Origin of the sequence: Haloarcula rara, assembly GCF_029338235.1 — an archaeon.
In the GTDB taxonomy this organism is placed as follows: domain Archaea; phylum Halobacteriota; class Halobacteria; order Halobacteriales; family Haloarculaceae; genus Haloarcula; species Haloarcula rara.
Genome location: NZ_CP119785.1, coordinates 563,395 through 589,441, shown reverse-complemented (window position 1 = coordinate 589,441; position 26,047 = coordinate 563,395). Strand labels below are relative to the sequence as shown.

The following is a 26,047-nucleotide window of genomic DNA, read 5'->3' as shown; positions in this document are numbered from 1 at the left end:
CACGATAGGTTGGTCGCATCCGGCACGTTTTAGCGGGTCCTGTCCTAACGCCGGCCATGGTGTCGGACGCGCTGATAGCCGCCGTCGTGTTCGTGATGGTGAGTCTGAGCTTCCCCTGCTTTCTGTACGGCGCGTACTACATCATCGAGACCGAACCGGTCACGTGGGGCGTGCTCGTCCACCACCTGAAGTTCGTCGGCACGGGGCTGGCACTGACGACGATACCGATGCTGTTCTGGATGGTGCCACGGCTCCCGGACCAGCTCGGCGGACTCTCGGCTGTCCACGCCTATCTGGGGCTGCAGGCGTACGCCCTGTTGCTGTTCGGTGGGACGGGTATCGTCCGCATCTTCCGGGCGAAACGACAGCACGACCTCTACAACGACTACGACGAGGACGTGCTCATGGACGAAATCGGGGGCGACCGGATGTCCCACTGGCGCTCTCGCCTCCGAATCGGCGTCTTCGGCTACGTCATCTTCTGGATGCTCGCCTACGTCGTCGGCACGGCCCGATTCGTCATCCGGTACGTCCTCTGACCGTCGTGGTAACTGGCCACATACATTGATAGTGTCATAGATTCAACATTCGGGCTGTGATGTACCAGAACATTCTCTTTCCGACAGACGGCAGCGACGGGGCCGAGGCCGCGCTCGACCACGCCGTCGCACACGCCAACAGATACGACGCGACCCTCCACGTCCTCTTTGTCGCCAAAGACGACTTCGGTCCGTCGGGGATGGTCGAGAAGGAACACGAGGGCGTCGAGCGCTCGGAGATGGTCGGCGGCGAGGAGATAGTGCGGGAGCGAGCGGCGGCCAGCAAGACCGGGATGACCAACAAACCGCCAGCGGAGGGCGGCACCGTGCGCGAACAGGGTCTGGTGCTCGTCGAGGACGTGGCCGACAGCGTCTCGGGCGTCCCGGTCGAGACGGCGGTCCTGAGTGGGGACCCGTCCAAACGCATCCGCGAGTACGCCGATGACAACGACGTCGACCTCATCGTGATGGGGACCCACGGGCGGACCGGCGTGGACCGCTATCTGCTGGGCAGCGTCACCGAGAAAGTCGTTCGGACGGCCGACCAGCCCGTGTTGACGGTCCGGATGCGCGAGGAGTAGCGCCGTTACCAGGGCTCGCCCGACGCCAGGTCGACGTCGCTGTCGCCCTGCTCGGAGGGACAGATGTCGGCCAGCACGCACTCCTCACACGCTGCCGAGCGCGCGCCACAGACGGCCCGTCCGTGGTCGATGAGCAGATGGGTGAACTGCTGCCACTCGCTCTCGGGGACGATATCGAGCAGGTCCTGCTCGATGGCTTCGGGGCGCTCTTCCTCGGTCAGGCCCAGCCGCCGGGAGATTCGCTGGACGTGGGTGTCGACAACGATACCCTCCACGATGTCGTGGCCGTGCTGGAGCACGACGTTGGCGGTCTTGCGCCCGACGCCCGGCAGGTCGGTCAGGTCGGTCATCGTGTCGGGCACCTCGCCGTCGTGCTCGTCGACGATCTGCTCGCCGATGCCCTTCAGGTAGCTGCCCTTGTTGTTGTGGAAGGTGATACCGTAGATGTCCTCGGCCAGCTGTTCCTCGCTCGCGTCGGCGTAGTCCTCGGGGGTCTGGTACGTCTCGAAGAGCTCCTGTGTCACGTCGTTGACCCGCTCGTCGGTACACTGTGCCGAGAGGACGACGGCGATGAGCAGTTCGAGCCGGCTCGTGTAGTTCAGCGAAATCGTAGAGTCGGGATACGCCTCGTGTAATCGGTCGACGACTTCCTCCGCCTGCGCCTCGCGACTGGCCAGCTGTGTTCCCATATCCCTCTCCAGTGGGGCGCGTGCCTTTGGGGTATCGTTTCGGGAGCGGTGTCTGTCTCCCGCCAGTCGATGTCCACGATAAATCGGCCCTGAAAGAGCTTTAGCCCGCTGAGACCCTACGATTCTGTGTACGATGACCGCACGAGACACAGAGCGACAGCAGCCGTGGCTAAACTACCGCGAACGATTCGACGAGGTCGACGCGACGCTCACGTCGCTGATGGACCGCTGGAGTATCCCGGCGTTGCGCGCGGCACTCGGAATCGTGTTCGTCTGGTTCGGCGGGCTGAAAGTACTGGGCGTCTCGCCGGCCGCCGACCTCGTTGCGTCGACGGTGTACGTCGTTCCGGCCGACCTGTTCGTCCCCGTCCTCGGCGTCTGGGAGGTCCTCATCGGCATCTGCCTGCTCTATCGACCGCTCACCCGCGTGGGGCTGCTGCTACTGGCCCTCCAGCTTCCCGGCACCTTCCTCCCGCTCGTCCTCCTCCCTGACGTCGTCTACGTCGCGTTCCCGTACGCGTTGACCGTCGAGGGCCAGTACATCATCAAGAATCTGGTTATCATCGCCGCGGCCCTCGTCATCGGCAGCACCGTTCGCGACGAGTCGTAGTCGGTTACTCCCCGCCGTAGCTCTCGGGGTAGGCCTCGGCCAGCAGTTCGGGTTCGTCTTCCAGCCGGGTGCGCACGGGGTCGATGACCGTCGAGATGGCGTCTGCGACAGCTGGCTTGAGGTCCGCCGGATGCAGTTCACCGCTCAGGAAGTCCGCCTCGACCTCATCGTAGCTGTCGTAGGTCAGGTCGCCGCCGTACTCCTCAGGTCGGGTGACGACGAAGGGCTCGTCGTCGACGGCCAGAACTGGGAAGACGAGGTGGTCCAGATATTCGAGGACGCCGTTGTCCTCGACCTCGCCCGCGGGACAGTACGCCTGGCCGATCTTCTCTTCGACTTCCTCGGGGCTGTCGGTCAGGTTCACCTTCGAAGCCGCGTCGGAGGCGCTCATCTTCCCGCCAGACAGGCCCGAAAGCAGCGGCGCGAACACGCAGACGGGCGACTCGCCGCCGTGGTCGGGGAGCACCTCGCGGGAGAGCATGTAGATACCGCGCTGGTCGACGCCGCCGTAGGCGATGTCGGCGTCCAGCGCTTTCACGTCCAGGGTCTGCATCAGCGGGTAGATGAGCCCGCCGAGGTTGGGACTCTCGGACTCTCTGACCACTTCGCTCGCCGCGCGCTGGCTGCGCGCGATGGTCGTCTCGGCGGCCATACGGTACATCTCCAGAGTGTACTCCTCGTCTAACTGGAAGTCGGTCCCGCGGACGAACTCGACGTCCTCGGGGTCGGCGCCGGCCGCTTCTATCATCCCTTCGATGGCCGTCTCGTAGTACGCAGAGCGGGCGTCGAGCAGGTCAAAGGGGCTCTTGTTGTCGTCTAAGTGTGCGTGGAGGTCGGCGATGAGGACGGTGACCTCGATGCCGGCCCGCAGGAAGTCGGCGAGCTTGCGCATCGTGGTGAAGTGGCCGATGTGCATCTCGCCCGTGGGCGCGTAGCCGATGTAGGCCGTCGGGTCGCCGGCCTCGAACAGTTCCGTCAGTTCCTCCTCCGTGACGACCTCCTGTGTGTGTCTGCTCACGAGGTCGACTCGCTCGGCCGTGTTCATACCTCGACTCCCGGGGCCGGCGATTAAAACCTTGTCAGTCCCGAGCGGTAGTCGGATTTATTTTAGCAGCCAATGAGACTGAGAGCCAGAAAGCCCCGGCCAGCTAAACGAAGGCGGCCGCCGAAAGGACCGCAACGAAGTGAGGACCGCAGCGAGGTCGTTCGAGAGAGCGAAGCTCTCTCGTGATGACGAAAGACGGATCCACCGTCTTTCGAACCACCCCCGAGTTTAGCTGGCCGCCCCTTTCATTCCACCCGTAGCCGGTTGGGCAGCCGGCATGGGTGGGGATGAAAGGGGCCGCGTTCTCGACGAAGCACGGCGACGCAAGCACGCGAAGCGCGCGCAGCGAGCCGCGCGAGTCGAGAACGCGGGGGCTTTCTGGCTGTTTGAGGTCCGAGTCACTCAACTAAGCACTATCTGAGCGACGTACCCAAGTCCGTCGAGTCCTACCGTCGAGTATGTACACCGGCAAGACGGAGAAGGCGTGTTGCCTCTGTGGGAACCCCGACACCAGCAGCCGGCTGGACCTGCCCCCGCGGGCCGTGCCGCTGCTGAAGCACTCCGAAGCGATTGCCTGGCGGGACATCGTCGGCGAGGTGTCCATCTACTTCTGCCGGTCGGACTGGGAGATGGTCAGAGACCTCGTGCTCGAAACCGGCATGAGCCCGCTGTCGCGCTGTAACGTCGCCCGGGCCTCTTTCGACCTGCGGGAGGACTTCGAGGCCCTGCTCAACGACATCCGCGACGAGCCGGACCACTCCGACCTGGAGGCCGAGATGCGCGCCGAGGCCGAGCGTATCCTCGAAAACCGCGAGGACCCGTACGTCGAAGAGCGCGACGTCGTCGAAGCCCGCGTCGTCCAGTGGGCGTTCGAAGACACTGAAGCGACGGTCTGACACCGACGGGCGACCGTGCCAACGCGGGACAATACCCAAACGGTTTTGAACACCGGAATCAGACGGCAAGCTATGTCTGTACGCGTAGGCGTCCTCGGCGCCACAGGGGCAGTCGGACAGCGACTCATCCAGCTACTCGACCCGCACCCGGAGTTCGAAATCGCCGCACTCACCGCGAGCGAATCGAGCGCCGGGAAGAGCTACCGGGAGGCCGCGAAGTGGCGCGTCGACGCGCCCATCCCGCAGGACGTGGCCGAGATCGAAGTCGGTGCGACGACGCCGGAGGCCGTCCCCGACGACGTCGACCTCATCTTCTCCTCGCTTCCCTCCAGCGTCGGCAAACAGGTCGAACCCGACTTCTGCCAGGCGGGCTACGTCGTCTCTTCGAACTCCTCGAACGGCCGGATGGACGAGGACGTGCCACTCACTATCCCGGAGGTCAACGCCGACCACGTCGACCTCATCGAGGTCCAGCGCGACGAGCGGGGCTGGGACGGCGCCCTGCTGAAGAACCCCAACTGCTCGACCATCACGATGGTCCCGGCACTGGAAGCGCTCGACCGCGCCTTCGAACTGACCGACGTACGCGTCTCCACGCTGCAAGCGGTCTCGGGCGCGGGCTACTCCGGCGTCTCCTCGATGGAGATTATCGACAACGCCATCCCACACATCGGCGGGGAGGAACAGAAGATGGAGACCGAGTCCCGGAAACTACTCGGGAGCTTCGACGGCGCCGAGGTCCAGCTCCACGACATGGATGTCGCCGCTTCCTGTAACCGAATTCCCACGCTAGACGGCCACCTGGAGAACGTCTGGGCCGACACGGCCGAGGATGTCACTGCCGAGGAGGCCGCCGAGGCGATGGAAGCGGTCACCGGTGTCGACCTCCACTCCTCGCCGGACCGGCTCATCAAGGTGTTCGAGGAGCCCGACCGACCCCAGCCCCGTCTGGACCGGAACACCGAGGGCGGCATGGGCGTTGCCGTCGGCGGGTTCCGCGAGACGACCGACGGCGTGCAGTTCAACTGCCTGGCCCACAACACGATGCGGGGCGCCGCCGGCGCGTCCATTCTGAACGGCGAACTGCTGCACGAGCGCGGCTACCTGTAACCGTCGCAGTCCTTTTTTGGCTCTCGCGCGGTGATACCGTATGGTCTCCCGCGACAGCAAAGTCCAGCTCGCCGTCGTCGTGGCGACGATGGCGCTGGCGACTCTCTGGATTCGCTCTGGAACATCGGGCGCTCTCGCTTCGGGACTGTTCGTCGTCGCCTGCTACGTCCTCCTGTTTGCGGGCTCGCACGCTCATCTGGCCGTGCGAGGCGACGGCGAAGATATCCCGGTCGCCGCTCGATGGCGGTTCGTCGTGCTGGTCAGTTTCGCCGTGGTCGCGCTGTTACTGGGCAACGCCGCCAGCGCCATCACTATCGGTGGCTGGTCGCTCTCGACGGTCGTCTGGGCGTTCGTGGTTGTGGCCTTCCTCGGTTACCTCGCGTTCGAGGCCCGCGACGGCTACCGGGCGAGCCGACAGCCGTAGCTACAACTCGATCTGATTCCGAAGCCCGTCCCACGCGCCCGTCTCCTCGGCCCGCCGGACGTTCTCGGCGACGATGTCTGCGAGTCGCTCGTAGTACTCCGGCGTGTGGCCGGCGTTGTGCGGTGTGAGCAGGACGTTCTCGAAGTCCCACAGCGGGTGGTCCCCGGGGAGCGGTTCCGGGTCGGTCACGTCCAGGACGGCGCCACCGATGTGGTTGCGCTGGAGGGCCTCGACCAGCGCCTCGGTGTCGACCACGGGCCCGCGGGCGATGTTCACAAGCACGCTGTCGGGGTGCATCGTCCGGAGCAGCGTCCGGTCGACCAGCCCCCGGGTCTCATCGGTCAGCGGGCAGGCGAGCGCGACGTAGCGGGTGTCGGCCACCGCTTCGTGAATCTCGTCGTAGCCGTAGACCTCGTCCGTCCCAGCGCTTTTCTCCGGGGAATGTCGGACCGCGACGGTCTCCACGTCGAAGCCGTCCAGCCGGTCGACGACGGCCTCGCCGATGGCGCCCATACCGACGACACAGACGCGACTCCCGGCGAAATCGCTCGCCTGGAAGGCCTGCCAGACCCCCTCGCGCTGCTGGCGTCGCGCACGGAGAAAGCCCCGGGCCATCGACAGCCACGACCCGATAACGTACTCGGCGATGTTCGGGCCGTGGACGCCGGAGGCGGTCGTCAGCGCGACGCCGCGGTCGGCCAGCGCGCCGAGGGGAAGGTGGTCGTACCCCGCGTAGGTGCTGGCAAAGAGCCGAAGCGACTCGGCCTCGCCGAGCAGTCCCTCGTCGATAGCGCTGCCCGTGACGACCGTCGCGTCGGCCACGAGGTCGCGTTCGGCGGCCGGTGTCCGCGCCACCGCGACCTCACGGCCGGGGCAGCGCTCGCGCAGGGCCGACGCGTACTGGTCGACGGGCATCCCGTGGACGCTGTGACGGCGGACGACGATGTCAGGCATCGCTTGAGCACTCGCCCGGCGGCGCAAAAACGGTGACGACCAGCGCTGTCCGCAGTAACCGCATGGCGTATCATGTCTGCCGAAAATGGCCGTTTGAACGGTCTTGAACGGTTCAAACAGTGGGGGGTGTATATCTTTCCCACGCCCCCGGTGGGTAGTATGACAGACGCCGCCGGAACGGTGCTGGTCGCCGACGACGACAGCGATATGCGTTCGCTGTATCAGTGCTGGCTGGCGGAGTTCGACGACGTTCGGACGGCAGCTGACGGAGCGGAGGCGCTCCGACGGTTCGACGAAACTGTCGACGTCGTCCTCCTCGACCGGGAGATGCCGAAACGGAACGGCGAGGCGGTCGCGCGGGAACTGGACCGGCGCGAGGCCGACCCGGCGGTCGTGATGATAAGCAGCGTCGAACCGGACGTCGACCTGCTCGACATCCCCGTCGACGACTACCTGCGAAAGCCCGTCTCGGGAGAGACGGTCCTCGAACGAATCGAGCGGGCCGCGGTCACCGCCGCGTCGCCGCCGCGACACCGTCGTCTCGTGGCGCTCGACACGCGCCGGCGAATCGTCGAGGCCGCCGTCCCTCGCCACCGACTCGCAGGGGACCCGAACTACCAGCGCACGGTCGACCACCTGGAGTGTGCCGGACCGACCCTCGAGGACGCACAGACGTCGGTTCCGGCCGTGGCCGGCGAGGGCGGCGGGGAGCCCCCGCTCGCGGCGGGGTCGTTCGACAGGGCCGCCCGCGAGCCGAGACAATAGGTTTTAGCCGCCGGGGGCACCGTAGCGGGTATGGAAGACGTAGACGTGGCCATCGTCGGCGGTGGTCCGGCGGGGTCGTCGGCCGCCGAGGCGGCCGCCGCCCGCGGCGCTGACACGGTCGTCTTAGAGAAGGGGGTCCCCCGTGCCGACCGGGACGGTCCGGGCCCGGATTCGACTGACGCCGCCGGGTTGCTCGACTACTGGCTCGACATCATGGACTACGCGCCCGACGAGATTCCCAAGGACATCGTCCTCAGCGAACTCGACGGCGCGAAGTTCTACGGTCCCAGCTCGGAGCTTTCGATGACCGAGACCGGTATCGGCGCCAGCTACGACGGCTTCGGCTTCACGTTCCACCGCGCGAAGTTCGACGACTGGCTCCGCGGCCGGGCCGAAGACGCCGGCGCCGACTATCGCGTCGGCGTCTCGGTTACGGGCGTCGACACGACGCTCTCGGCGTCGCCACGTCACACTGTCCACCTGGCTGACGGCGAGGATATCCAGACCGACTATGTCGTGCTCGCGGACGGTCCACAGCGGACCGTCACCGGGCCGACGCTGGACCAGTTCCTGCTGGACCGGACGATGGGCGAGATACTGCCCTCCAACGAGGCCAACCACATCGCTTACCAGGAACACCGCCGGATGCCCGAGGAGCTTTTCGACCCCGACTTCATCGAGTTCTGGTGGGGGATGATGCCCGGCCACACGGCCTACCCGTGGATATTCCCGAACGACGACAACGTGGCACGCATCGGGCTGACGATGCCTATCGGGCTGGACATCGACGACTACGAGAACGCCGAGTGGGCGCTGTTGCGCGAGGACGACGAGGGGATTCCCCGCGGCGGCCAGTACATCGAGCGACTGCTCGAACGCCAGTTCCCCGGCTACGACCTCGAGGACTTCCCCGTGGTCGAGGAGCGCGGCAAGGCGAAGGGGACCGAGACCTACCCCATCTCCTCGACCCGGCCCATCGAGTCGCCCGCGGGCGCCGGCATCGCCGTCGTCGGCGGTGCGATGGGGGCCACCTCGGCGTTCCACGAGGGCGGCGACCACGTCGCCGTCCGCACCGGGAAGATTGCGGGTCGGTTGGCCGCCGAGGAGTCACTGGAGAACTACAATCGCGAGTGGCACGCCGCCATCGGCGACGAGATTCTCCGGAACGTCACGTTCGCGGACCTGGTCCGGGACTGGGGCCCGCGCGACTGGGACCGCGCGTTCGACACGGCAAACAGCCTGATGGACAGACGCGGTATCAAGGCCGACGCCGCGCTCAGGGGCGGGGTCCACGGCGTCCAGCTCGTCGCACAGTACAAGTGGGGGAAGTTCGGCTACCGCGACGATCGCTACGTCCAGCTCCGGGAAGCCGACTACGCGATCTGAGCTGTCGGCTCCCCAGAGGCGCCACGCTTAGGTACGGCAGGCCGCTAGAGCCACTGCGCGCCTTTAATCCCCGGCCGAGGCCCGTCCAACGGGACGATGACAGTCCGGAGAACCCGGGCGCGGTACAGCTGAGTGGCAGGCGTTACCTGCCCGACTGGCGGTCGTAGCCCGCTCGATTGGTAGTCGGAAACTACCCGATTGCGGCCGTAAACCGCGCGCTTCGACGGCTATCGCCGTCGTGGCAACTGTCGCCCTATCGGGCGACCTCCGAGCCGGCTGACGCCGGTTCGGCAGCTAGCGACGACTGCGTCGTCGCTCGCCCGGCACGAGGGTTTGCCGGCTGACGTGGCACACCGCCGAGGATGATGCCGGACGTTAGTGTTCCGGGCGACATTTCTCGTTTCCTACCGGCGGGACTCTCGCTCGCTCCAGGGTCGTTTCACCCGATTACGGGACCGTTCGCCAGGCTGGTACGGTTCCGGCCACTGGATGGCCACCATCCGGAGCGACCACCGTTATACAGCTCCGCAGAGATGTGTCAGTGATGGGACAGTCCGAGACTGACCGTTGGGAGTACGAGACGCGCAGACCGCCACGCGGCGAGACCCGGAAGGAATCGGTCGACCCCAAAGCGGCGCTGAACGAACTCGCCGCCGAGGGGTGGCGGTTCGTCGACACCATCGACTACACCGGTGGTGGGACGAAGTTCCTCGTGTTCGAGCGTGCGGCGCGGTCGACAGACGACGGCGGGGACGGGGCCTCGTGAGCGCCGACGATATCGACGGCGAGGCGAACCCGAACGTCGACACCGATATCGACGTCAGCACCGAAAACACCATGCGCCAGCGGGCCGGGGAGAGCCAGCTCAAAATCTGGCTGTTGCTCGGCGCGAACCGCTGGCACGTGACCGGCGTTTTGGCACTCGCCGTGTTCGTGTTCTTTGTCGCCCTCGTGACGGTGCTTCCGCCCCCGGTGGTGCCCCAGCTCAGGTCGGGCGACACTATCGAGACGATGTTCGCGACGATGATTGGCGCGATAATCACCGGTGTCACGCTCGTGGTGACCATCGGCCAGCTGGTGCTCTCCCAGGAGAACGGCCCGCTCGGTGACCAGCGCGAGCGCATGGAGAACGCGATGGACTTTCGCGACTACACCGCGGAACTCGTCGGTGCGCCCAGCCCGGCCGACCCGTCGGCGTTTCTCCGGAGCCTCGTCGGCGTGGCCCAACAGCGTGCGGAGGCCGTGCGGGACGGCCTGAGCGACGTCGAAAACGCCCAGCTCCAGTGGGAACTCCAGGCGTTCACCGAGAGTCTCGTCGGCAACGCCGAGCTGGTCCGGGAGCAACTCGACGGCGCGAGATTCGGCAGTTTCGACGTGCTGTTCGCGGCGCTGAACTTCAATTACGGCTGGAAGATATTCCAGGTAGAGCGCATCGCAAACGACCACGCGGCGGACCTCGGCGAACCGGAGGAGCGGCTTCTCACGGAGCTGAAGACGGCCCTTTCGATGTTCGGTCCGGCCAGAGAGCACGTGAAGACGCTGTACTTCGAGTGGGCGCTGGTCACCCTCTCGCAGCTAATTCTGTACGCGGCGATTCCAGCGCTGGTCGTTGCCGGCGTCATGCTCATCGCTGTCGAAGCCGCGACACTCCCCGGGAACACGCTCGGCGTGGCACACATCACGGTGCTCATCGGTGCCGCCTTCACCGTGACGCTCACCCCGTTCCTGCTGTTTACCGCGTACGTGCTGCGCATCGTCACCATCGCGAAGCGAACGCTCGCTATCGAGCCGTTGATTCTGCGGGACTCACAGCGGTGACCGCCGGCAGGCTGTGGGCTTCCCCACAGGCATCGCTTACGTCGAGTCGGAGGCCACACCGTCGCGGAGAACGCGAGTGAGCGAGTCGTGTGGGGAAGACAGCGAGTACGTGTGCTGCCGTGAGTCCCGTGCGTTCGACACTGCCCTTTTTGTCCGCCCATCGCCAGCGTCCGTCCATGACCGACGAAAGCGACCCGGAATCGAACCTACAGGAGTGGAAAGAGACGATGCAGGCCGAACACGAGGCGGCCATCCACGACCCGGACCCCGAGGAGACCCACCGCATCGAGGGGGTCTCGCAGGTCAGCTACCGGGTCTACTTCGACTACGACCCCGACAGCGGGTCGCTGGAGCGGGCCAGCCGGGAGCAGGTCGACGAGCTGACCGACCCGGAGCTGCTCGCCTGTGCGTGTGGCGTCCGCGGGATGACGCCGGAGGAGGCAACCGTCCACGTCGAGGCGGCCCGCGAGTAGTTACGGGAGGAGTCCCAGCAGCGCCTGTCCCTGCTGTGGCAGTTCCTCGCTCAGTGTCAGGCTGACATAGAGGAGGGTAAACAGCGTCGCGTTGTAGAGCCCGTGTATCAGCGACGGGACGACGATGTTCTCGGCGTACTCGTAGGCGACGCCGAAGACCGTCGCGGTGCCAAAGAGGATGCTCACGACGACGAGGTTGCCCACCAGCGAGCCGCCCACGAGCGCGACGATGTGCAGCGCCGCAAAGAAGAGGCTCGCGATGGCGATACCGGGCACGCGGCTGAACCGCTCCCGGATGCGCGCCTGGACGACGCCGCGGAAGAGCAGCTCCTCGCCCGGGCCGATGACGAGAATCGAGGCCGGAATCAGCAACAGGAGTAGTTCCGGGTTCGTCCGCCCGAGTTCCGCGGCGGCGTTTTCCCCCGTGTTGAGTGGCTGGCCGCGAATCTCTTGGACGACGGTCAGGATGATGCCGGAGACCATCACCCAGACGATGGCCGCGGCGTAGCCGGCGATGACGATACCTACCTGGCGCAGACTCGGGACCGAGACGGGGATTCCGAACGTCGGCCCGTCGCCGCCGATGTCGAGCGCGGACCGCACACGCGGCCCGATGACCGGTCTGAGCTTGTAGTAGCTCAGCGCGACGCCGCCACAGCCGATACCCTGGACGAGGACGAGACTGAGTACGAGGAAGCCGAAGGTCGACAGTCCCGCCCCGGTGACGAGCCCGATACCTGCGACCGTCAGGATGAGCAGCGCGAACCCGAGGGCGAGCCCACCGGCCCCGAGACCCAGCGCGGAGACCAGCGCGATGGCCGACTGGAGGCGCGGACGCTCGCGTGACGCGGTTGACATACCTCTCAGTAGCAACGACACCCTGAAAAGCCGTTCCCTCTCGGCCGGTCAGTCCGTCCGTTCGCCGGCCTCGACGGCCACGTCCAGCCAGTTCGCCTCGGGCGGGAGCGGACAAGAGAAGGTGTCGCTGTAGGCACAGAAGGGGGCGTACGCGAGGTTAAAATCGAGCGTGATAGCTTCCCCGTCGGTCAGTTTGCCGTCGTGTTCCAGCTCCATGTACCGGCCCCGTTTGTACGTCTGTTGGCCCGTCGTCTTGTCCCGGAACGGGACGAAGAGCTGTCCGGGGTCGTCCCCGGCCTGCCGGTACCCCTGGAGGGTGGCGGCCTCGCCGTCGACGTCGAACTCGAAGGTGACGACGTGCAGGTACCTGACCACGCGGCCGTCGGTCGTCTCCATCTCGACGGGCTCGGGGTCGGCGTGGCGGGTCACCGACGCCTCGACGCGGTAGTCCGGGTCGGGGTCGAAGTACGACAGCCCGTCGAACGCCGCCCGTTCTTCCGGCGGGATGGGCGACTGCGGGTGCTCGGCGAAGAAGTCGTCTTTCTCGGCGCGATTCCGGCGGAGTTCCTCGGCGTAGTCGTCGGTCATGGGCGCCCTACCCGCGCGAGCGGTTTCAGTGCGGCGGTCGTGTGGCCGGTTCGGACACGACCGCGCTCAGAATCGTATCTCGAAGCGCGCGCCGCCGTGCTCGCTCTCCGTGAGGGAAATCGACCAGCCGTGGGCCTCGACGATCTCGCCGACGATAGCGAGTCCGAAGCCGGTGCTTTCGGCGGCGAGCGCGTGGCCGAAGTCGAAGACGGCGTCCCGTTCCACTGGCGGAATGCCGGGCCCGTCGTCGGCGACGTAGACGCCGCCGTCGATGTCGCCGACGCGTATCGTCGCCGCCGGCCCGGCGTGGGTGACGGCGTTGTCCAGCAGGTTGTCGAAGAGCTGTCTGAGCCGGCTTCGGTCGGCCTGAACCGTGCGTTCGGTCGTGACCTCGAGGGTCGCCCCGTCGGGCTGGCGGTCGGCCCAGCACGCCGAGAGCAGCGCGGGCAGCGACACGGGTTCGGTCGACTCGACGGCGTCGCCCTCGCGAGCCCACGTGAGCACGTCGTCGATGAGTTCGGACATCCGGCGGTGGGCCGCGGCGACGTTCTCGAGGTGGTCGCCGGCCTGGCTGCCCTCGGCGGCCAGTTCGAGGTGGGCGCCCGCGAGGTCGAGCGGCGTCCGAAGGTCGTGTGAGACGATGGAGGCGAACTCCTCTAAGCGCTCGTTCTGGCGGGACAACGCCTGTTCGCGTTCTCGGAGCGTCTCCTCGCGAGCGGCCTGCTGGAGTCCCGACTGGATGTTCGCGGCCAGCACCTGTCCCAGCGAGCGGTCCGTCTCGTCGAAGGCGGCCGGTTCGGTGGCAAACACCAGTAACACGCCGTGGTCACCCAGCGGGAACAACATCTCCGAGCGGACCGGTGTCGCGTCGTTGAACACGTCCGGTTCCTGGCGGACGTCGTCACAGACGACTGCCTCGCCCGTCTCGAAGGCCCGCCACGCGATGCTCTCGCCGCCGGGGAGCGTCGGCACGTCGCCCAGGATTGCCGCCGTGCGGTCGGTCGTCACCGCGGGCACCAGCGAGCCCGTCACCTCGTCGTAGCGGTATATTGCCGCCATTTCGTACCCCAGGACGTCCCTGGCGGCGTGGACGCCGATGTCGACCACCTCGTCGGTGGACTCGGCAACCATCAGCTCCCGGGCCGTCTCGTGCAGCGCCGTCAGGTTTGCCTCGTGAGCTGTCCGTTCGGTGATGTCGGTGTAGAGCCCGTACACCCGGTCCGAGTCGTCGGTGCGGACGCCCCGGAACTGGTACTCGCGCTCCCGGCCGTGGGCTGTCTCGCGTCGCACCTCGCAGGCGCCGTCTGCCGGGCCGGTGAGTGCCGCACGCACGGCCTTGGACGACGGTGCCGCGAGCAGTTCCCCGAGCGGTTCCCCGACGACCGATTCGGCGTCGTGCCCGAACGTCCGGGCGAACGCCTCGTTGATGCGACAAACACGCGGCTCGTCTGCACCGAAATCCACGAGCACCGCTGGGTCGGGGAGAACATCGAACAGCGGGTCCGGCCGACCGGTGTCATGCGACCGGCCACCGTCGGTCGTGACCCGGGGAGTCCCGTCTGCCATTGCCTAACTGTAGCGGAGTAGCTACTTCAACACCGCGGGCCAGTTATCAGCAATCATACTACTCCTCGGCGTATATCGCGTCGACGGCGTCCTCGAACTCCTGACGGATGTTGCGGCGCTTCTTCTTCATCGACGGCGTGAGGAGGTCGTTGCGCGCAGTCCACTCCTCGGGGACCAGCTCGAAGGCCTTGATGCGCTCGGTGCGCTCTAGCTCCGCGTTGGCCTCGTCGACGGCGGCCTGAATCCAGCCGCGAACGGCATCATGTGCACACTGGGCAGCCGGGTCGTCGGGCAGGTCGATACCCTCCCTGGCCGCGAGCCGTTCCATCTCCTCGAAGTCGGGGACGATGAGCGCCCCGACGAACTTCTCGTCGTCGCCGACGACCATTATCTGGTCGACCCGGTCGACCGTCGCAAACAGGTCCTCGATTGGCTGTGGGGCGACGTTCTTCCCCGTCGAGAGCACCAGGAGCTGTTTGATTCGGTCGTGATACACCAGAAAGCCGTCGTCGGTCAGCTCGACCACGTCGCCGGTCCGGAACCAGCGCCGCCCCTCCAGTTCGGTGAACCCGCGGGTCGTCTCGCCCGGGTTCCCCCAGTAGCCCTCGGTGACGTTGGGGCCGGCGACGAGCAGCTCGCCCAGCCGACCGCTGGCGTCGTCGGACTCCGTCTCGTCGACGACGTGTTCGTCGATGTGGACGTCGATTTCGGTGACCGGGTAGCCGAGCGTCCCCGGCCGGAGGTCCTCCGGCGGATTGACGGAGATGACCGGGGCCGTCTCGGTGAGCCCGTACCCCTCGACGATGTCGATACCCATCCCGATGAACGTCTCGCACAGCTCTTTCGAGAGGCTCCCGCCGCCACTGACCATGAACTCTACCTCGCCGCCGAGCCCCTCTCTGACGGTGCTGTAGACGAGGCGGTCGGCCAGCCGGTGCTGGAGCGTCAACAGCGACCCCGGGTCGTCGGTACGGGCGTGCTCTCTGGCGACGCCCAGCGCCCACTCGAAGATACGCTCTTTGACCGGCGAGGCGCTGGCCTGCTCGCGCATCCGTCGGAAGATGCGCTCGTAGACGCGAGGGACGCTGGCGCCAAAGTGCGGGCGCACCTGTTCGAGGTCCTCAGCCAGTGTGTCCGGACTCTCGGCGTAGCAGACGGTGACGCCGGAGGCGTACATGAAGAAGTGACCCGCAAGCCGTTCGAAGACGTGGGCCAGCGGGAGGAAGGCGATAGAGCGCTTCCCGGCCGCGACCGTCGGGAGCCCCGGGGCCTTGTCCGGACGGGGGCCCAGCCGCCGCCGTGTCTGGTTGACGTTCGAGCGGAAGTTCCGGTGTGTCAGCTCGACGCCCTTCGGTTGGCCGGTGGTCCCCGAGGTGTAGATGATGCTCGCGAGGTCGTCCAGCGACCGGTCGGCGAGCCAGGACTCGTACTCGCTGGCCTCGAAGGCGGCCTCGCCCCGGTCGTAGACGTCGGAAAGCGTCAGGACGTCCTCGCGCTCGGGCGCACAGTCGTCCATCGTGACGACGGCCTCGAGGTCGAGGTCGTCCTCGACCGACAACACCCGCTCTAGCTGGTCGTCGGTGCCCACGACCGCCAGCTCGGCGTCCGGGTCGTCGAGCAGATACCGGACCTGCTGGGCCGAGGAGTCGGTGTACACCGTCGTCACGACCCCGCCGGCCGACAGCACGGCGAAATCGGTCAGCGCCCACTCCATCCGCGTCGACGCGAAGATGCCCACGCGGGTGTCGGCGGTCACGCCGAGCTCACGGAATCCGGCGGCGAGATACCGCACCAGCTCGCCCATCCGCTCGTAGCTGAGCCGCCCGTACGCACCGTCGGGCGGGCTCGCCAGTATCTCGCCCGTCAGCGAGCGGTCGTAGACGCCGCCCTTGTACTGCTGGGCGTCCCGTTCGGCGTTGCGTGTCGCGGTCGCCGCGAACAGTTCACCGAGCGTGTCCATCTCTGTGACGTCGTCGCTGTAGGCGGCCTCCGCCTCGAACCAGCTCGGTGGCGAACCCATTACATGGACGTTCACCGAGGACGGACAAGTATGTAATGGATGTTAACACTAGACGCGTTGTAAACCGTTTGAAAACCGGATAGCAACCGTTCCGGACAGCGAGCAGTCTATGACCTACTCGATGTGGATTTCCGTGCCGGAGTCATCGTCTTCGGATACCACCACGAAGCGCACTTCGAGCACGCCGTTGTGGTAGCTCGCGCTCACGTCCTCGGGGTCGACGTGGGCCGGGAGCGTAATCCGCTCGCTGACCCGTCGGCTCCGGTAGCTCGCGCCCTCACCGACCTCGTGTTCGCCGCTGAGGTGGAGGACGTCGTCGTGGAGGCGAATGGAGAGCTCGTCCCGGTCGAAGCCCGGGAGGTCAGCGAGGACCACGAAGCCGTCGTCGGTCTCCTCGACGGAGACGCGCGCGTCCCAGCCGCCCACGTCGTGGTGGGCGGTCTCTACGGCCCCGTCGCCGTACTGCCCGTCGCCGAGTCGGCGTCCCTGTGGACGCCACTCGCCGAACATCTCCCGGCGCATCTGGTCGAAGAACCGGTCCATGCCGTCGAAGGGGTATCGCTGTTCTCTCATAACGGCCTTATATTGGACGAGCATAGATATAAACAGATATGGACGTGTGATAGCAGGGTGGCGGTTGTCGTCCCCGACCGCCTGCCCGGCCAACCACGGGGCTTTTTCGCGTCGGGCGCGCACCCGCGAGTATGACAGACGGGTGGTTCGCCGGGCTGGACCCCGACGACGAGGCAGCTGCGGCCGAGCGCATCGCGAGTGGGCGGGCCGAGTCCCCCGACGACTGGCCCGCCCGGGCCGTCGATGCGGGCTTTGCCGAAGACACCGAGTCGTACTACGAGCGGCTCCACGCGGCGACGACGGCGGCTACCGAGGCGGCCGTCACCGAGCGCGAGCGGGCCGACGACCAGCAGCTCGTCCACGCGGTGCGGGCCATGGCCGACTGCGAGCGCACCGCAAACGAGCTGGCCGAGCGGGTCGCCGAGTGGGGCGGCAGTCGCTACGGCGAGGCCGGCAGCGGCGTCGGCTACGCTCGGCGCATCGCCGAGGGCGACGTAGGGGAGGGTGACGAGGGCGGCGACCGGGCCCTTCGCTCGCTGGCCGAGCGCGTCGTGGCGGTCGCCGAGGAGGCCGACGAGCTCCGGGCGTACATCGAACGGACCGCGCCAGCCGTCGCGCCGAACCTCTCGGCGCTTGCCGGGCCGGTACTCGCCGCGCGGCTGGTCTCGCTGGCCGGCGGGCTGGAGTCGCTCGCGAAGAAGCCAAGCGGCACCCTTCAGGTGCTGGGCGCCGAGGACGCCCTGTTCGCCCACCTCCGCGGGGGTGCGCCCTCGCCCAAGCACGGCATCATCTTCACCCACGAGTACGTCAGCGGCACCCGGCGTGGGGAGCGGGGGTCGGCTGCCCGCGCGCTCGCCGGCAAACTCTCCATCGCCGCTCGCATCGACCACTACAGCGGCGACCGCCGGCCCGACCTGGAGCGTGACCTCGACGAGCGCATCGAGCGCATCCGCTCGCGCGGAGGTGACCAATGACTGCGCTCCCCGACGGCGTCGCCCGCCACGACTTCGACGGCACGACCAGCATCGCCACGCGAGGCCACCCCGAGTACGGCGAGGCGACCGACGGCGAGTGGCGCCGGTGGGACCCGAACCGCTCGAAGCTCGGCGCGATGCTGGCCCTGGGGATGGATACCGGCCTGGAAAACGGGCAGAAAACCCTCTACCTCGGTGCCGCCGCCGGCACGACGGTGAGCCACGTCGCGGATTTCGGCGGCCCGACCTACGCCGTCGAGTTCGCACCCCGGCCCGCGCGGGACTTACTCGACGTGGCCGACCACCGCGAGAACCTGTTCCCGCTGCTCAAGGACGCCCGCAAGCCCGAGACCTACGCCCACGTCGTCGAACCCGTCGACGTCGTCGTCCAGGACGTCGCCACCCGCGGACAGGCCCGCGTCGCGGCGCTGAATCGCCGGTTCCTCGACGGTGACGGCCGCCTGCTCGCCGCGGTCAAGGCCCGCAGCGAGGACGTCACCGCCGACCCCGAGGCCGTCTTCGCGGACGTGGTGGCCGAACTGGAGGAACACTACGAGGTACTGGAGACCGAGCCACTCGACCCCTACCACGACGACCACCTCGGTGTTGTCGCGCGGCCGCTGGAGTAGAACATCTGGCGGAGGGCGGCTTTCCGTGCAGCGTGTAGTTCGTTGACCAACCGCTACGGGTGGGACTGAAAGGGGCCGCGCTCTCGACGTTCGAGACGACGCAAGCACTGGAGTGAGCGGAGCGAACGAAGGGCGCAGCGAGTCGCAGTAGTCGAGAGCGCGGGGGCTTTCAGACTGTTCTCGTCGTCGTTGTCAGTCGCGGTGGACTGGCTGTCGACACTCCTGGTTATGCCCAAGTTTCCTAGCCAGCGGACGGAAGGCTTTACCGGGTCGATTGCGACGTTCCGGTCGATGGACGAGACGGGGTCTCCCGAGAACTTCACCCGGATGGGCACGCTCGGTATCGAGGAGGAGTGTTACGTCGTCGACGCGCACGGCCGACCCACGTCGGGCACGGACGAACTCGTCTACGAGCGCGAGCCGCCGGAGTTACTCCAGGACCGGCTGGACCACGAGCTTTTCAAGTGTGTCATCGAGACGCAGACGCCGCTCATCGAGGACCCGGCGGACGCACGCGAGCAGCTGCTTGCGGTGCGGGAGGCGCTGGTCGAGTACGCCGCGAGCGAGGGCTTTGGCATCGCCGCGGCCGGGCTCCACCCCCTTGCGAAGTGGCGGGAACTCGAACACGCAGAGAAACCCCGCTATCGAGCGCAGCTGGACCGAATCCAGTACCCACAGCACCGCAACACCACCGCGGGGCTGCACGTCCACGTCGGCGTGGACGACCCGGACAAGGCGGTGTGGGTGGCCAACGAGCTGCGCTGGCACGTCCCCGTCATGCTGGCGCTGTCGGCGAACTCGCCGTACTGGAACGGCTTCGACACCGGGCTGCAGTCCGCACGGGCGAAGATTTTTGAGGCGTTACCCAACACCGGCATCCCGACGGCGTTCGAGGACTACGCGGCCTTCGAGCGGTTCGAGCGCCGCATGGTCGATAACGGGAGCATCGACGACCGCGGCGAGCTGTGGTTCGACGTGCGCCCCCACTCTGGCCACGGCACCGTCGAGGTACGGGCGCCGGACGGCCAGGCCGACCCCGACCGCGTGCTCGCTTTCGTCGAATACGTCCACGCGCTCGTAGAGGACCTCGCGGCCCGCTACGAGGACGGCGAGTCTGGGACCGACCTCAGACGGGAACTGCTCGACGAGAACAAGTGGCGCGCGATTCGCAACGGCCAGTCGGCGTCGTTCCTGTCGCGCGACGGCGAGGAGGCGCTGGCGCTGGGCGACATCGTCGAGGCCGACTGCGACCGGCTGGATATCGACGGGATTCGGACGCTACTCGCGGCCGAGAGCGGCGCCGAACGGCAACGGCGGCTCCGCGACGATGGAGCACAATCACTCGCCGCGGCGCTGGAATTGCAGTACTGAAACGAATCCGCCACGACGGCGGCGACGAAAGCTCTGGCTGCCACTACCTCCCCTCCCGCTAATCGGTGTTCCCCTTCCGTATCCCGTTCGCGGGTCGTCTCAGACCGACTGCGGCGCCGCCCCCAGACGGCGACCGCGCCCAGCTTCGGATATCGTATGTAGGCGGCCTCACAGCCCGCCAAGCGACACTCATTCGTAGAGGGTACTACAGTAAAATACCAGAGGGTCGCTCTCACGGGCGATAGTGGACCCGGGTTTTGCCCGTCGTTTAAATACTACATATTTAAATCTGCATGGCGTGAGTTAATTTATATGCTGGTGACGGGAACGGCCGCGCCGCTCGGGGACGTGACGTCCTGCGGTCGGTCCGAGCCAAGGTTTTTATTTGCCAGTCACTTTCGTCCCCACAGAGACAACATATGTCCGCAGACGACCCGAAGGACGACGACGACCCACTCGAGGACGCGGAGGACGTACGGAATCGGCTGGAAGAGGAGGCCGACCGCGCGGTCGAGCAGTTCGACGAGGGCATCGTGGAGATGCTCGCCTGGGTACTCGACACGGAGACCCGAGCGCGTATCTACGTGAGCCTCCGTCAGCATCCGGGCAGCACGAGCGACGAGATCGCCGATGCGACGGGACTGTACCCCAGTACGGTCCGGGAGGCCCTGGCCGCGCTCCACGAGGAAGGGAAGGTGACCCGGGAGAAACGCGAGAGCGACGGCGCCGGCAACAACCCCTACGAGTACAGCGCTATCGCGCCCAGCGAACTCGTCGAGACCATCGTGGGCGACGTCCAGGCCGAGCTGAACACGGTGTTCAACCTGGACGCACATCTCGGGGACGTCGGACCGGATGAGGGTGCGGACGAGCCGGTCACCATCTCGGTCGAAGACGCGACCGACGACGACGAGTAGCCGAGTACCGGCCACCGACGGCCTCGTGTGACGCGCTACCGCGAGTTGCGTGAGACGACACCACTAAATCAGGCGCCGCCTTTAGCGCGGGTATGAATGTGGCGCTGGGGGGTACGTTCGACCCCGTCCACGACGGACACCGGGCGCTGTTCGAGCGCGCGTTCGAACTCGGCGACGTGACTGTGGGACTCACCAGCGACGAGCTCGCGCCGAACACCCGACACGACGAGCGCCACGTCCGCTCGTTCGCAAAGCGCCGCGCCGACCTCTCGGCCGAACTGGAGCGGCTGGCCGAGAGCCAGAACCGGTCGTGGGACATCCGCGAACTGGCCGAACCGACCGGCATCGCGACCGAACCGCAGTTCGACGTGCTCGTCGTCTCGCCCGAGACAGAGACCGGCGGCAAACGCATCAATGAAATCCGCCGCGACCGCGGCCTCGACCCGCTGGAGCTGGAAGTCGTTCCCCACGTGCTGGCCGACGACGGCGACATCATCTCCTCGACGCGTATCGTCAACGGCGAAATCGACGAACACGGCACCCTCACCCCCGAGCGCGACGGTCGCGAGAAGCCAACGTAGTTTTACCGGCTACCAGTCCGGCGCGTCCAGCCCGACGCGTTCGACGAGGTCCTTCCAGCGCTTTTGTATCGTCAGCCGCGAGACCCCGGCGGCGTCGGCGACGGCCGTCTGCGAGCGCTCCTCGCCTGCGACCAGCGCGCCGACGTAGATGCTCGCCGCCATCGACGCTCGCTTGGAGCGCTCCTCGTCGGGCAGCGTAGAGAGAAACAGGTCCACCGCGTGCGAGCGCGCCTGCGTCCCCAGGTCCAGTGTCTCCGCCGTGGCCTCAATCTCGCCCAGCCACTCGTCCTGTTCGATTCGGTCGCTCGCGCGGTACATACCCGGAGATGGGTCCCAGGGACTGTAAACACTCGCCCGCAAGCGACGGGTTTTTAGACCACTCCCGGATACGAGGGAGTGCGCGCGGGTAGCCAAGCCAGGAAAAGGCGTAGCGCTTAGGACGCTATCCCGTAGGGGTCCGCCGGTTCAAATCCGGTCCCGCGCATGTCAAACCCTCTGCCGTCTTGCGATTCCGGGCTGCCCCACAGCCCATGTCACCACCCGACCCAGAAAGCAACGACAATATCTTAGGTGTCGATTTCGAGCGCAACATCGTTCTCATACCAGGAGACAACGATGCCCAGCTCTCCGAAAAACAACGAGTCGATTACCGCTCCTATCGCGAGTCATTCCTCAACTGGCTCTACCACCTCGGGAAAGATCCGGAGAGCGCACAAGGCTACTCACCCTACACCGTCTTCGAGTCCGGCTATCGCGCAGCGGCATTCGATAGATGGGTCTGGGAGACCGAGGAGACCTACACTGTCCCACCCACCAGAGACCACGCGGATGCGTACCTCCAGGAGACCGCCTACAACGATATGGCGCAGGCGACGAAAGGGAAAGTCGAGGAGATGCTCCGTCGCTATTATCGCTGGCTCCAACACAAGTATGGACATAGTGAGTGGGAGCCGGAGTTCTCCTTCCAATCCTCCGGGAGTAACGCACCGAGAGACTTCCTCACTGTCGACGAACGACGGAAGATTCGCCAAGCGGCACTCGACCACGGCTCCATCCCATCCTACGAGTACCTCGATGCCGACGACCGAGCACGATGGAAATCCTACGTCGCTCGCGTCACCGATACTCGGAACCCATCACGAGAGGATTGGGAGAAAGTCGACGGGTGGAAGATCACCAGTATGGTCTGGACTTCACTCGATGCTGGTCTCCGTCCCATCGAAGTAGGTCGCGCAAAGACCACCTGGGTCGATATCAACAACGGAGTCCTCCGGATTCCACGGGAGGAATCGAGTAAGAATAAAGAGAACTGGACCGTCTCCCTCACAGACCGAACGGCCAACGCACTCGATCGCTGGCTCGCCGAACGAGAGCACTACGACCGATACGAGGACACGGATGCACTCTGGCTCACCACACACGGCAATCCCTACGCCAGCAAATCACTCTCCCGTCTCCTCAAACGACTCTGTGGTGAGGCCGGGATCCCGGTGGAGAATCGCCAGATGAGTTGGTACTCCATCCGTCACTCCGTCGGGACGTACATGACTCGGGAAGAAGGATTGGCCGCAGCGCAGAGCCAGTTGCGACACAAATCGAGTCACACGACGATGAAATACGACCAGACTCCTGTGGAAGACCGACGAGAGGCCCTCGACCGTATGGGATAATCGCCTTACGTCGGTCTAAACCGTATTCGATATTGTATGTCCCAAACGCTCTACCGAAGTGAGATAGAGGTCTCTCCACGAGACGATGACTCACCAGAAGAAGCTATTGAGGAAATGCTTCGTCACGTATTCGATATCCCCGTCTATTGTGTCGAATACGAAGACGGAGTCGCTACAGTGATTTCTCCTCACGATATCGAGATCGTCGATGGAGCAGACGAGTCGAACCCAGAACACCGAGAGGCCGCCAGAAAGGTGAAACTTGGATTACTGGAATCATATCAACGAGAGATCTACCAAGACATCCAGGACCGATGGGGAGTAGGACCAGACGCGGAGACCTGGACCAACGACGAGGTCATGGAGGTCACGGATGGATCAGGTTGTTACAATACGATCAAGAAAGTGACGCGAATATTAGACAAAGAAGGACTCGCTACTGAGGTCGGCACTGGTGACGGAGTCAAAGAGCGTCGACTGGTGACTGAGTAACTAAGATTCCCCTTCTCACAACCCTTCTCTACTCCCTCAACAGGTCCGAGCAGTCCCGAAATATCACGGGGTATAGGGCTAACCCAACTCGAACCGAGTCACCACGTTGCAGATTATAAATCTAGTTACGCCCCCGTAACTACTTTGACCAGTATTGTTAAATTGACAGGAATCCTAGACAATGCATGGGATTCCGACTGTTTCGACTGACTCCCGACGAGATCGATAGCGCCACTTTCACCATCGAAGACACGGAGCCGACACTCGCCGGTCGACTCAACGCAGATTGGAAGGATATCCAGCCGTGTAGCCGTGATCACACGATTCAGGCCTATGGGATTCTCGTCGAAAATGACCAGATAGAACTGGCGAAGAAGATCAAAGAATCCAACCTAGAATACGAGCGAACAAAGCGCCCGAAAGATATGTAGGGAAACGGATAAGTTAGTAGGCTACTAAGTAGGTATGTAGGGGTAGTAACCAGTGAAGCAGCTTAATGAGAGATTCGAAGACGAGGAGCATCAGCGACTGAAAGAGGTCAAGGGCGACCGGACCTGGCGTGAAGCGATTCTCGAAGAATTCGGAGTGATGGGCGATGAGTAACTGCATCCCCGAGACTGCGTACCGACAAGTCGACTTCTAACACGCCGATGTCAGCCATGAAAGAGAACCAACGGACAGCGACAGCTGAATCGACCGAAGAGACTAATGATGCCGACCTTATTTCCGAATGCCCAGAGTGCGACGGGACGCTTGTTAACACATCCTCGGAGACGTACTGTGACGAGTGTGGTCTCGTCACGAAAGACGACAAGATCGATCCCGGTCCCGAGTGGCGAGCGTACAGCGCTCAGGAAGAGGATACGAAGTCTCGTGTCGGTAGAGCCTCGACCCAGACGTTACACGACAAGGGACTCTCCACCGTCATCGGCAACATCTCTACAAAAGATATGGGCGCCGAAAAGAAGGAACGGCTCGAACGGATGAAAGAATGGGACACCCGGGTGAATATGGGGTCCTCGAAGGAACGAGGACTCCAGCAGATGTTGGGTGAACTCCAACGGATGACGTCGGAACTGGATGTCCCCGACCATATCCATGAGGGTGCCGCGAAACTCTGTCGTCGAGCCTCTGACGAAGACCTCCTCAAGGGCCGGTCATTCGAAGGGATCGCATCGGCGGCGTTGGTTATCCACTCGCGTATCGGTGAGAATCCCCTTCTCATCAGCCAAGTCGATGAGGTCTCTCGTATCGAACAAAAGCGACTCTCCAGTGCGATGAAGTACCTCCGCCGACAGCTCAATCTGGAAGTCCCGCCACCTGATCCCGTTGACCATATCCATCCGAAACTCAAATATCTCCGACGACGGATTGCCAAAGCCGGTATCGACTATCAAGAGTTCCACACCCTCACCGAGCGGATTCTCGAGTTCGCCAAGCAGAAGGGCATACACACAGGCCGGAGACCACTCGTCGTTGTCGGTGGAGCGGTTTACTTTGTCGCAACAAAGCTAGGAATCGACTCGATTACGCAGGATGACCTGGCCGAGATCTTTGAGGTCAGTGTCGTCAGCATCCGGAAGACCTACGCGAAGATCAAGGAGAACCGATGACTCGTCACGGAATCATCGCGAGAGAACCGGTGATGCAGAAGTCGCGGTGGGAGTATGAAAATGGACAGGCCGTCCAACGATGGTCCAAAGACAAGGAACACCCGGATCTCTCGGATGAACTGTTCTCATACCAGTGTGACTGTGGGGCAGACTTCGACACCTGGAACAAAGCCATAGAGCACCTCAATGAACCCAATTGACCACGTTATCAACGGAGCGCTCGTCGCCGGTGCAATTGCATTTCTGATTTCGCCGCTTAATCTCTTGGTTGCAGTCCCACTCGGAATTGCTGGTGCACTCTTTCCAGACCTCGATACCCACGTTGGAACGCATCGGAAGACCTTCCACAACGGATTCCTCCTCTTGTTCTTCTGTATCGGAGCCGTCGTCTATCCGTTGTTTGTCTACTTCCCAATTGGAGTCGCCTCACACTACCTCTTAGACGCACTCTGTTCCCGTCGTGGTATTGCCTTCTTCTACCCGGTGTCGAAGTCCGAGTACCAGTCCAAAGGCGGTGTCACCGTTGACGACGACCGAGCACGAATGGTGACTGTAGCGATGTCTGGTTCGGAGATTATCCTCGTTGCACTCTTTCTTGCGTAGTCCAATTGGAGTTTCCGTATAAGTCCGGTAGCCGGGTAGTCTAATTTGGTGTTACCGGAGTGTCACGTTTCAAAGAATACGGCCGGACAGAACGGAGTGGGTCTGGGAATGAGAAATACATCGTCGTTTCAGGCGAGTTCACCGACGAAACACAGGAGGAGTTAGAGTACATTCGGCTCCAGCCATTCGTTGACGAGACCACGCCGAGTCGGAACGGTGGAATCCAGTTAGAACCTGAGTCGGCGCTGGATATCATGAAAGGGATAGAGACGACTCTGGTCAAAGAGAGCGACCTCTACTAA

At 64.8% G+C, this 26,047-nt stretch carries 31 protein-coding genes and 1 tRNA gene; 23 read left to right on the top strand and 9 right to left on the bottom strand.

Annotated elements, in window-relative coordinates; genetic code table 11:
* Positions 1–56: 56 nt before the first annotated feature.
* A complete protein-coding gene (locus P1K32_RS03115; RefSeq protein WP_276251262.1) occupies positions 57–539 on the top strand; it encodes a DUF7321 family protein in 483 nt (160 codons plus the stop codon).
* A 59-nt stretch (positions 540–598) separates the two neighbouring features.
* Positions 599–1,120 carry a universal stress protein gene (locus P1K32_RS03110; protein WP_276251261.1) on the top strand — a complete coding sequence of 174 codons (522 nt, stop codon included), beginning with the start codon at positions 599–601 and terminating at the stop codon, positions 1,118–1,120.
* 5 nt (positions 1,121–1,125) lie between these two features.
* On the opposite strand, the gene nth is transcribed toward P1K32_RS03110, so the two are convergent.
* Positions 1,126–1,809 (bottom strand): endonuclease III, encoded by a 684-nt coding sequence (nth, locus tag P1K32_RS03105; protein ID WP_276251260.1) that lies wholly within the window; start codon positions 1,807–1,809, stop codon positions 1,126–1,128.
* Between the two features lie 133 nt (positions 1,810–1,942).
* Between nth and P1K32_RS03100 the strand changes: the two genes are divergently transcribed.
* Positions 1,943–2,419, top strand: coding sequence for a hypothetical protein (locus tag P1K32_RS03100; protein WP_276251259.1), 477 nt, complete (start codon positions 1,943–1,945; stop codon positions 2,417–2,419).
* 4 nt (positions 2,420–2,423) lie between these two features.
* Here the strand turns inward: P1K32_RS03100 and P1K32_RS03095 are convergent, their stop codons facing one another.
* A complete protein-coding gene (locus tag P1K32_RS03095; protein ID WP_276251258.1) occupies positions 2,424–3,464 on the bottom strand; it encodes a tyrosine--tRNA ligase in 1,041 nt (346 codons plus the stop codon).
* A 458-nt stretch (positions 3,465–3,922) separates the two neighbouring features.
* On the opposite strand from P1K32_RS03095, the gene P1K32_RS03090 reads away from it, so the two are divergent.
* The 3 genes from P1K32_RS03090 (at position 3,923) to P1K32_RS03080 (ending at position 5,894) form a co-directional block, all read left to right on the top strand.
* On the top strand, positions 3,923–4,360 hold the full coding sequence (locus tag P1K32_RS03090) for a DUF7960 family protein (protein ID WP_276251257.1): 438 nt from the start codon (positions 3,923–3,925) through the stop codon (positions 4,358–4,360).
* Positions 4,361–4,432: 72 nt separating this feature from the next.
* Positions 4,433–5,470, top strand: a complete 1,038-nt coding sequence (gene asd, locus P1K32_RS03085; RefSeq protein ID WP_276251256.1) for an aspartate-semialdehyde dehydrogenase — start codon at positions 4,433–4,435, stop codon at positions 5,468–5,470.
* Between the two features lie 40 nt (positions 5,471–5,510).
* Positions 5,511–5,894, top strand: a complete 384-nt coding sequence (locus P1K32_RS03080) for a hypothetical protein (RefSeq protein WP_276251255.1) — start codon at positions 5,511–5,513, stop codon at positions 5,892–5,894.
* Here the strand turns inward: P1K32_RS03080 and P1K32_RS03075 are convergent, their stop codons facing one another.
* Positions 5,895–6,848 carry a D-2-hydroxyacid dehydrogenase gene (locus P1K32_RS03075; protein ID WP_276251254.1) on the bottom strand — a complete coding sequence of 318 codons (954 nt, stop codon included), beginning with the start codon at positions 6,846–6,848 and terminating at the stop codon, positions 5,895–5,897.
* A 159-nt stretch (positions 6,849–7,007) separates the two neighbouring features.
* Between P1K32_RS03075 and P1K32_RS03070 the strand changes: the two genes are divergently transcribed.
* The 5 genes from P1K32_RS03070 to P1K32_RS03050 all read left to right on the top strand — a co-directional run bounded on the left by P1K32_RS03070 (position 7,008) and on the right by P1K32_RS03050 (position 11,290).
* On the top strand, positions 7,008–7,613 hold the full coding sequence (locus tag P1K32_RS03070) for a response regulator transcription factor (protein WP_276251253.1): 606 nt from the start codon (positions 7,008–7,010) through the stop codon (positions 7,611–7,613).
* 30 nt (positions 7,614–7,643) lie between these two features.
* Positions 7,644–8,999, top strand: coding sequence for an NAD(P)/FAD-dependent oxidoreductase (locus P1K32_RS03065; RefSeq protein ID WP_276251252.1), 1,356 nt, complete (start codon positions 7,644–7,646; stop codon positions 8,997–8,999).
* Between the two features lie 544 nt (positions 9,000–9,543).
* A complete protein-coding gene (locus P1K32_RS03060; RefSeq protein WP_276251251.1) occupies positions 9,544–9,765 on the top strand; it encodes a DUF4177 domain-containing protein in 222 nt (73 codons plus the stop codon).
* A gap of 71 nt (positions 9,766–9,836) precedes the next feature.
* Positions 9,837–10,817, top strand: a complete 981-nt coding sequence (locus tag P1K32_RS03055; RefSeq protein ID WP_276252158.1) for a DUF7972 family membrane protein — start codon at positions 9,837–9,839, stop codon at positions 10,815–10,817.
* A 176-nt stretch (positions 10,818–10,993) separates the two neighbouring features.
* A complete protein-coding gene (locus tag P1K32_RS03050; RefSeq protein WP_276251250.1) occupies positions 10,994–11,290 on the top strand; it encodes a hypothetical protein in 297 nt (98 codons plus the stop codon).
* Here P1K32_RS03050 and P1K32_RS03045 read toward each other — a convergent pair whose 3' ends face one another.
* From P1K32_RS03045 to P1K32_RS03025, 5 genes are all read right to left on the bottom strand, one after another.
* Entirely contained in the window at positions 11,291–12,148 is an 858-nt protein-coding gene (locus tag P1K32_RS03045; RefSeq protein ID WP_276251249.1) for a CPBP family intramembrane glutamic endopeptidase, read from the bottom strand.
* 48 nt (positions 12,149–12,196) lie between these two features.
* Positions 12,197–12,736, bottom strand: coding sequence for a DUF1684 domain-containing protein (locus P1K32_RS03040; protein WP_276251248.1), 540 nt, complete (start codon positions 12,734–12,736; stop codon positions 12,197–12,199).
* A 66-nt stretch (positions 12,737–12,802) separates the two neighbouring features.
* Positions 12,803–14,302 (bottom strand): PAS domain-containing sensor histidine kinase, encoded by a 1,500-nt coding sequence (locus P1K32_RS03035; RefSeq protein WP_276251247.1) that lies wholly within the window; start codon positions 14,300–14,302, stop codon positions 12,803–12,805.
* Between the two features lie 58 nt (positions 14,303–14,360).
* Complete coding sequence (locus P1K32_RS03030) at positions 14,361–16,322, bottom strand: AMP-dependent synthetase/ligase (RefSeq protein ID WP_276251246.1); 1,962 nt, start codon at positions 16,320–16,322, stop codon at positions 14,361–14,363.
* A gap of 114 nt (positions 16,323–16,436) precedes the next feature.
* Positions 16,437–16,895, bottom strand: a complete 459-nt coding sequence (locus tag P1K32_RS03025) for an Hsp20/alpha crystallin family protein (protein WP_276251245.1) — start codon at positions 16,893–16,895, stop codon at positions 16,437–16,439.
* Positions 16,896–17,026: 131 nt separating this feature from the next.
* Here P1K32_RS03025 and P1K32_RS03020 point away from each other — a divergent pair, with 131 nt between their 5' ends.
* The 5 genes from P1K32_RS03020 to P1K32_RS03000 all read left to right on the top strand — a co-directional run bounded on the left by P1K32_RS03020 (position 17,027) and on the right by P1K32_RS03000 (position 21,367).
* Positions 17,027–17,869: an NOP5/NOP56 family protein gene (locus P1K32_RS03020; RefSeq protein WP_276251244.1), complete on the top strand. Its 843-nt coding sequence runs from the start codon at positions 17,027–17,029 to the stop codon at positions 17,867–17,869.
* Positions 17,866–18,498, top strand: a complete 633-nt coding sequence (locus tag P1K32_RS03015) for a fibrillarin-like rRNA/tRNA 2'-O-methyltransferase (protein WP_276251243.1) — start codon at positions 17,866–17,868, stop codon at positions 18,496–18,498. Before P1K32_RS03020 ends, P1K32_RS03015 begins: the two co-directional genes overlap by 4 nt.
* A gap of 291 nt (positions 18,499–18,789) precedes the next feature.
* The gene (locus P1K32_RS03010; RefSeq protein WP_276252157.1) at positions 18,790–19,869 is read left to right on the top strand and encodes a glutamate--cysteine ligase; all 1,080 of its coding nucleotides are present in this window, start codon (positions 18,790–18,792) and stop codon (positions 19,867–19,869) included.
* A gap of 419 nt (positions 19,870–20,288) precedes the next feature.
* Positions 20,289–20,786: a helix-turn-helix domain-containing protein gene (locus tag P1K32_RS03005; RefSeq protein WP_276251242.1), complete on the top strand. Its 498-nt coding sequence runs from the start codon at positions 20,289–20,291 to the stop codon at positions 20,784–20,786.
* 92 nt (positions 20,787–20,878) lie between these two features.
* Positions 20,879–21,367, top strand: coding sequence for a phosphopantetheine adenylyltransferase (locus P1K32_RS03000; RefSeq protein WP_276251241.1), 489 nt, complete (start codon positions 20,879–20,881; stop codon positions 21,365–21,367).
* Between the two features lie 9 nt (positions 21,368–21,376).
* Here P1K32_RS03000 and P1K32_RS02995 read toward each other — a convergent pair whose 3' ends face one another.
* Positions 21,377–21,685 (bottom strand): cyclin family protein, encoded by a 309-nt coding sequence (locus P1K32_RS02995; RefSeq protein ID WP_276251240.1) that lies wholly within the window; start codon positions 21,683–21,685, stop codon positions 21,377–21,379.
* Between the two features lie 82 nt (positions 21,686–21,767).
* On the opposite strand from P1K32_RS02995, the gene P1K32_RS02990 reads away from it, so the two are divergent.
* The 7 genes from P1K32_RS02990 (at position 21,768) to P1K32_RS02960 (ending at position 26,047) form a co-directional block, all read left to right on the top strand.
* Positions 21,768–21,851, top strand: a tRNA-Leu gene (locus tag P1K32_RS02990).
* Positions 21,852–21,897: 46 nt separating this feature from the next.
* Positions 21,898–23,037: a tyrosine-type recombinase/integrase gene (locus P1K32_RS02985; protein WP_276251239.1), complete on the top strand. Its 1,140-nt coding sequence runs from the start codon at positions 21,898–21,900 to the stop codon at positions 23,035–23,037.
* A gap of 36 nt (positions 23,038–23,073) precedes the next feature.
* Positions 23,074–23,529: a hypothetical protein gene (locus P1K32_RS02980; protein ID WP_276251238.1), complete on the top strand. Its 456-nt coding sequence runs from the start codon at positions 23,074–23,076 to the stop codon at positions 23,527–23,529.
* 185 nt (positions 23,530–23,714) lie between these two features.
* Positions 23,715–23,960, top strand: coding sequence for a hypothetical protein (locus P1K32_RS02975; protein ID WP_276251237.1), 246 nt, complete (start codon positions 23,715–23,717; stop codon positions 23,958–23,960).
* Positions 23,961–24,188: 228 nt separating this feature from the next.
* Positions 24,189–25,142, top strand: coding sequence for a transcription initiation factor IIB (locus P1K32_RS02970; protein WP_276251236.1), 954 nt, complete (start codon positions 24,189–24,191; stop codon positions 25,140–25,142).
* A 186-nt stretch (positions 25,143–25,328) separates the two neighbouring features.
* A complete protein-coding gene (locus tag P1K32_RS02965; protein ID WP_276251235.1) occupies positions 25,329–25,745 on the top strand; it encodes a metal-dependent hydrolase in 417 nt (138 codons plus the stop codon).
* 59 nt (positions 25,746–25,804) lie between these two features.
* The gene (locus tag P1K32_RS02960) at positions 25,805–26,047 is read left to right on the top strand and encodes a hypothetical protein (protein WP_276251234.1); all 243 of its coding nucleotides are present in this window, start codon (positions 25,805–25,807) and stop codon (positions 26,045–26,047) included.

Coding starts and splice junctions, on each gene's coding strand:
- P1K32_RS03055 (WP_276252158.1), top strand. CDS start 9,837: ATGCGCCAGCGGGCCGGGGAGAGCCAGCTCAAAATCTGGCTGTTGCTC.
- P1K32_RS03090 (WP_276251257.1), top strand. CDS start 3,923: ATGTACACCGGCAAGACGGAGAAGGCGTGTTGCCTCTGTGGGAACCCC.
- P1K32_RS03035 (WP_276251247.1), bottom strand. CDS start 14,302: ATGGCAGACGGGACTCCCCGGGTCACGACCGACGGTGGCCGGTCGCAT.
- P1K32_RS02980 (WP_276251238.1), top strand. CDS start 23,074: ATGTCCCAAACGCTCTACCGAAGTGAGATAGAGGTCTCTCCACGAGAC.
- P1K32_RS02975 (WP_276251237.1), top strand. CDS start 23,715: ATGGGATTCCGACTGTTTCGACTGACTCCCGACGAGATCGATAGCGCC.
- P1K32_RS02995 (WP_276251240.1), bottom strand. CDS start 21,685: ATGTACCGCGCGAGCGACCGAATCGAACAGGACGAGTGGCTGGGCGAG.
- P1K32_RS03080 (WP_276251255.1), top strand. CDS start 5,511: ATGGTCTCCCGCGACAGCAAAGTCCAGCTCGCCGTCGTCGTGGCGACG.
- P1K32_RS03075 (WP_276251254.1), bottom strand. CDS start 6,848: ATGCCTGACATCGTCGTCCGCCGTCACAGCGTCCACGGGATGCCCGTC.
- P1K32_RS03050 (WP_276251250.1), top strand. CDS start 10,994: ATGACCGACGAAAGCGACCCGGAATCGAACCTACAGGAGTGGAAAGAG.
- P1K32_RS03110 (WP_276251261.1), top strand. CDS start 599: ATGTACCAGAACATTCTCTTTCCGACAGACGGCAGCGACGGGGCCGAG.
- nth (WP_276251260.1), bottom strand. CDS start 1,809: ATGGGAACACAGCTGGCCAGTCGCGAGGCGCAGGCGGAGGAAGTCGTC.
- P1K32_RS03025 (WP_276251245.1), bottom strand. CDS start 16,895: ATGAGAGAACAGCGATACCCCTTCGACGGCATGGACCGGTTCTTCGAC.
- P1K32_RS03030 (WP_276251246.1), bottom strand. CDS start 16,322: ATGGGTTCGCCACCGAGCTGGTTCGAGGCGGAGGCCGCCTACAGCGAC.
- P1K32_RS03095 (WP_276251258.1), bottom strand. CDS start 3,464: ATGAACACGGCCGAGCGAGTCGACCTCGTGAGCAGACACACACAGGAG.
- P1K32_RS03115 (WP_276251262.1), top strand. CDS start 57: ATGGTGTCGGACGCGCTGATAGCCGCCGTCGTGTTCGTGATGGTGAGT.
- P1K32_RS02970 (WP_276251236.1), top strand. CDS start 24,189: ATGAAAGAGAACCAACGGACAGCGACAGCTGAATCGACCGAAGAGACT.
- P1K32_RS03070 (WP_276251253.1), top strand. CDS start 7,008: ATGACAGACGCCGCCGGAACGGTGCTGGTCGCCGACGACGACAGCGAT.
- P1K32_RS02985 (WP_276251239.1), top strand. CDS start 21,898: ATGTCACCACCCGACCCAGAAAGCAACGACAATATCTTAGGTGTCGAT.
- P1K32_RS03060 (WP_276251251.1), top strand. CDS start 9,544: ATGGGACAGTCCGAGACTGACCGTTGGGAGTACGAGACGCGCAGACCG.
- P1K32_RS03010 (WP_276252157.1), top strand. CDS start 18,790: ATGGACGAGACGGGGTCTCCCGAGAACTTCACCCGGATGGGCACGCTC.
- asd (WP_276251256.1), top strand. CDS start 4,433: ATGTCTGTACGCGTAGGCGTCCTCGGCGCCACAGGGGCAGTCGGACAG.
- P1K32_RS03005 (WP_276251242.1), top strand. CDS start 20,289: ATGTCCGCAGACGACCCGAAGGACGACGACGACCCACTCGAGGACGCG.
- P1K32_RS03100 (WP_276251259.1), top strand. CDS start 1,943: ATGACCGCACGAGACACAGAGCGACAGCAGCCGTGGCTAAACTACCGC.
- P1K32_RS03045 (WP_276251249.1), bottom strand. CDS start 12,148: ATGTCAACCGCGTCACGCGAGCGTCCGCGCCTCCAGTCGGCCATCGCG.
- P1K32_RS03000 (WP_276251241.1), top strand. CDS start 20,879: ATGAATGTGGCGCTGGGGGGTACGTTCGACCCCGTCCACGACGGACAC.
- P1K32_RS03065 (WP_276251252.1), top strand. CDS start 7,644: ATGGAAGACGTAGACGTGGCCATCGTCGGCGGTGGTCCGGCGGGGTCG.
- P1K32_RS02965 (WP_276251235.1), top strand. CDS start 25,329: ATGAACCCAATTGACCACGTTATCAACGGAGCGCTCGTCGCCGGTGCA.
- P1K32_RS03040 (WP_276251248.1), bottom strand. CDS start 12,736: ATGACCGACGACTACGCCGAGGAACTCCGCCGGAATCGCGCCGAGAAA.
- P1K32_RS03020 (WP_276251244.1), top strand. CDS start 17,027: ATGACAGACGGGTGGTTCGCCGGGCTGGACCCCGACGACGAGGCAGCT.
- P1K32_RS03015 (WP_276251243.1), top strand. CDS start 17,866: ATGACTGCGCTCCCCGACGGCGTCGCCCGCCACGACTTCGACGGCACG.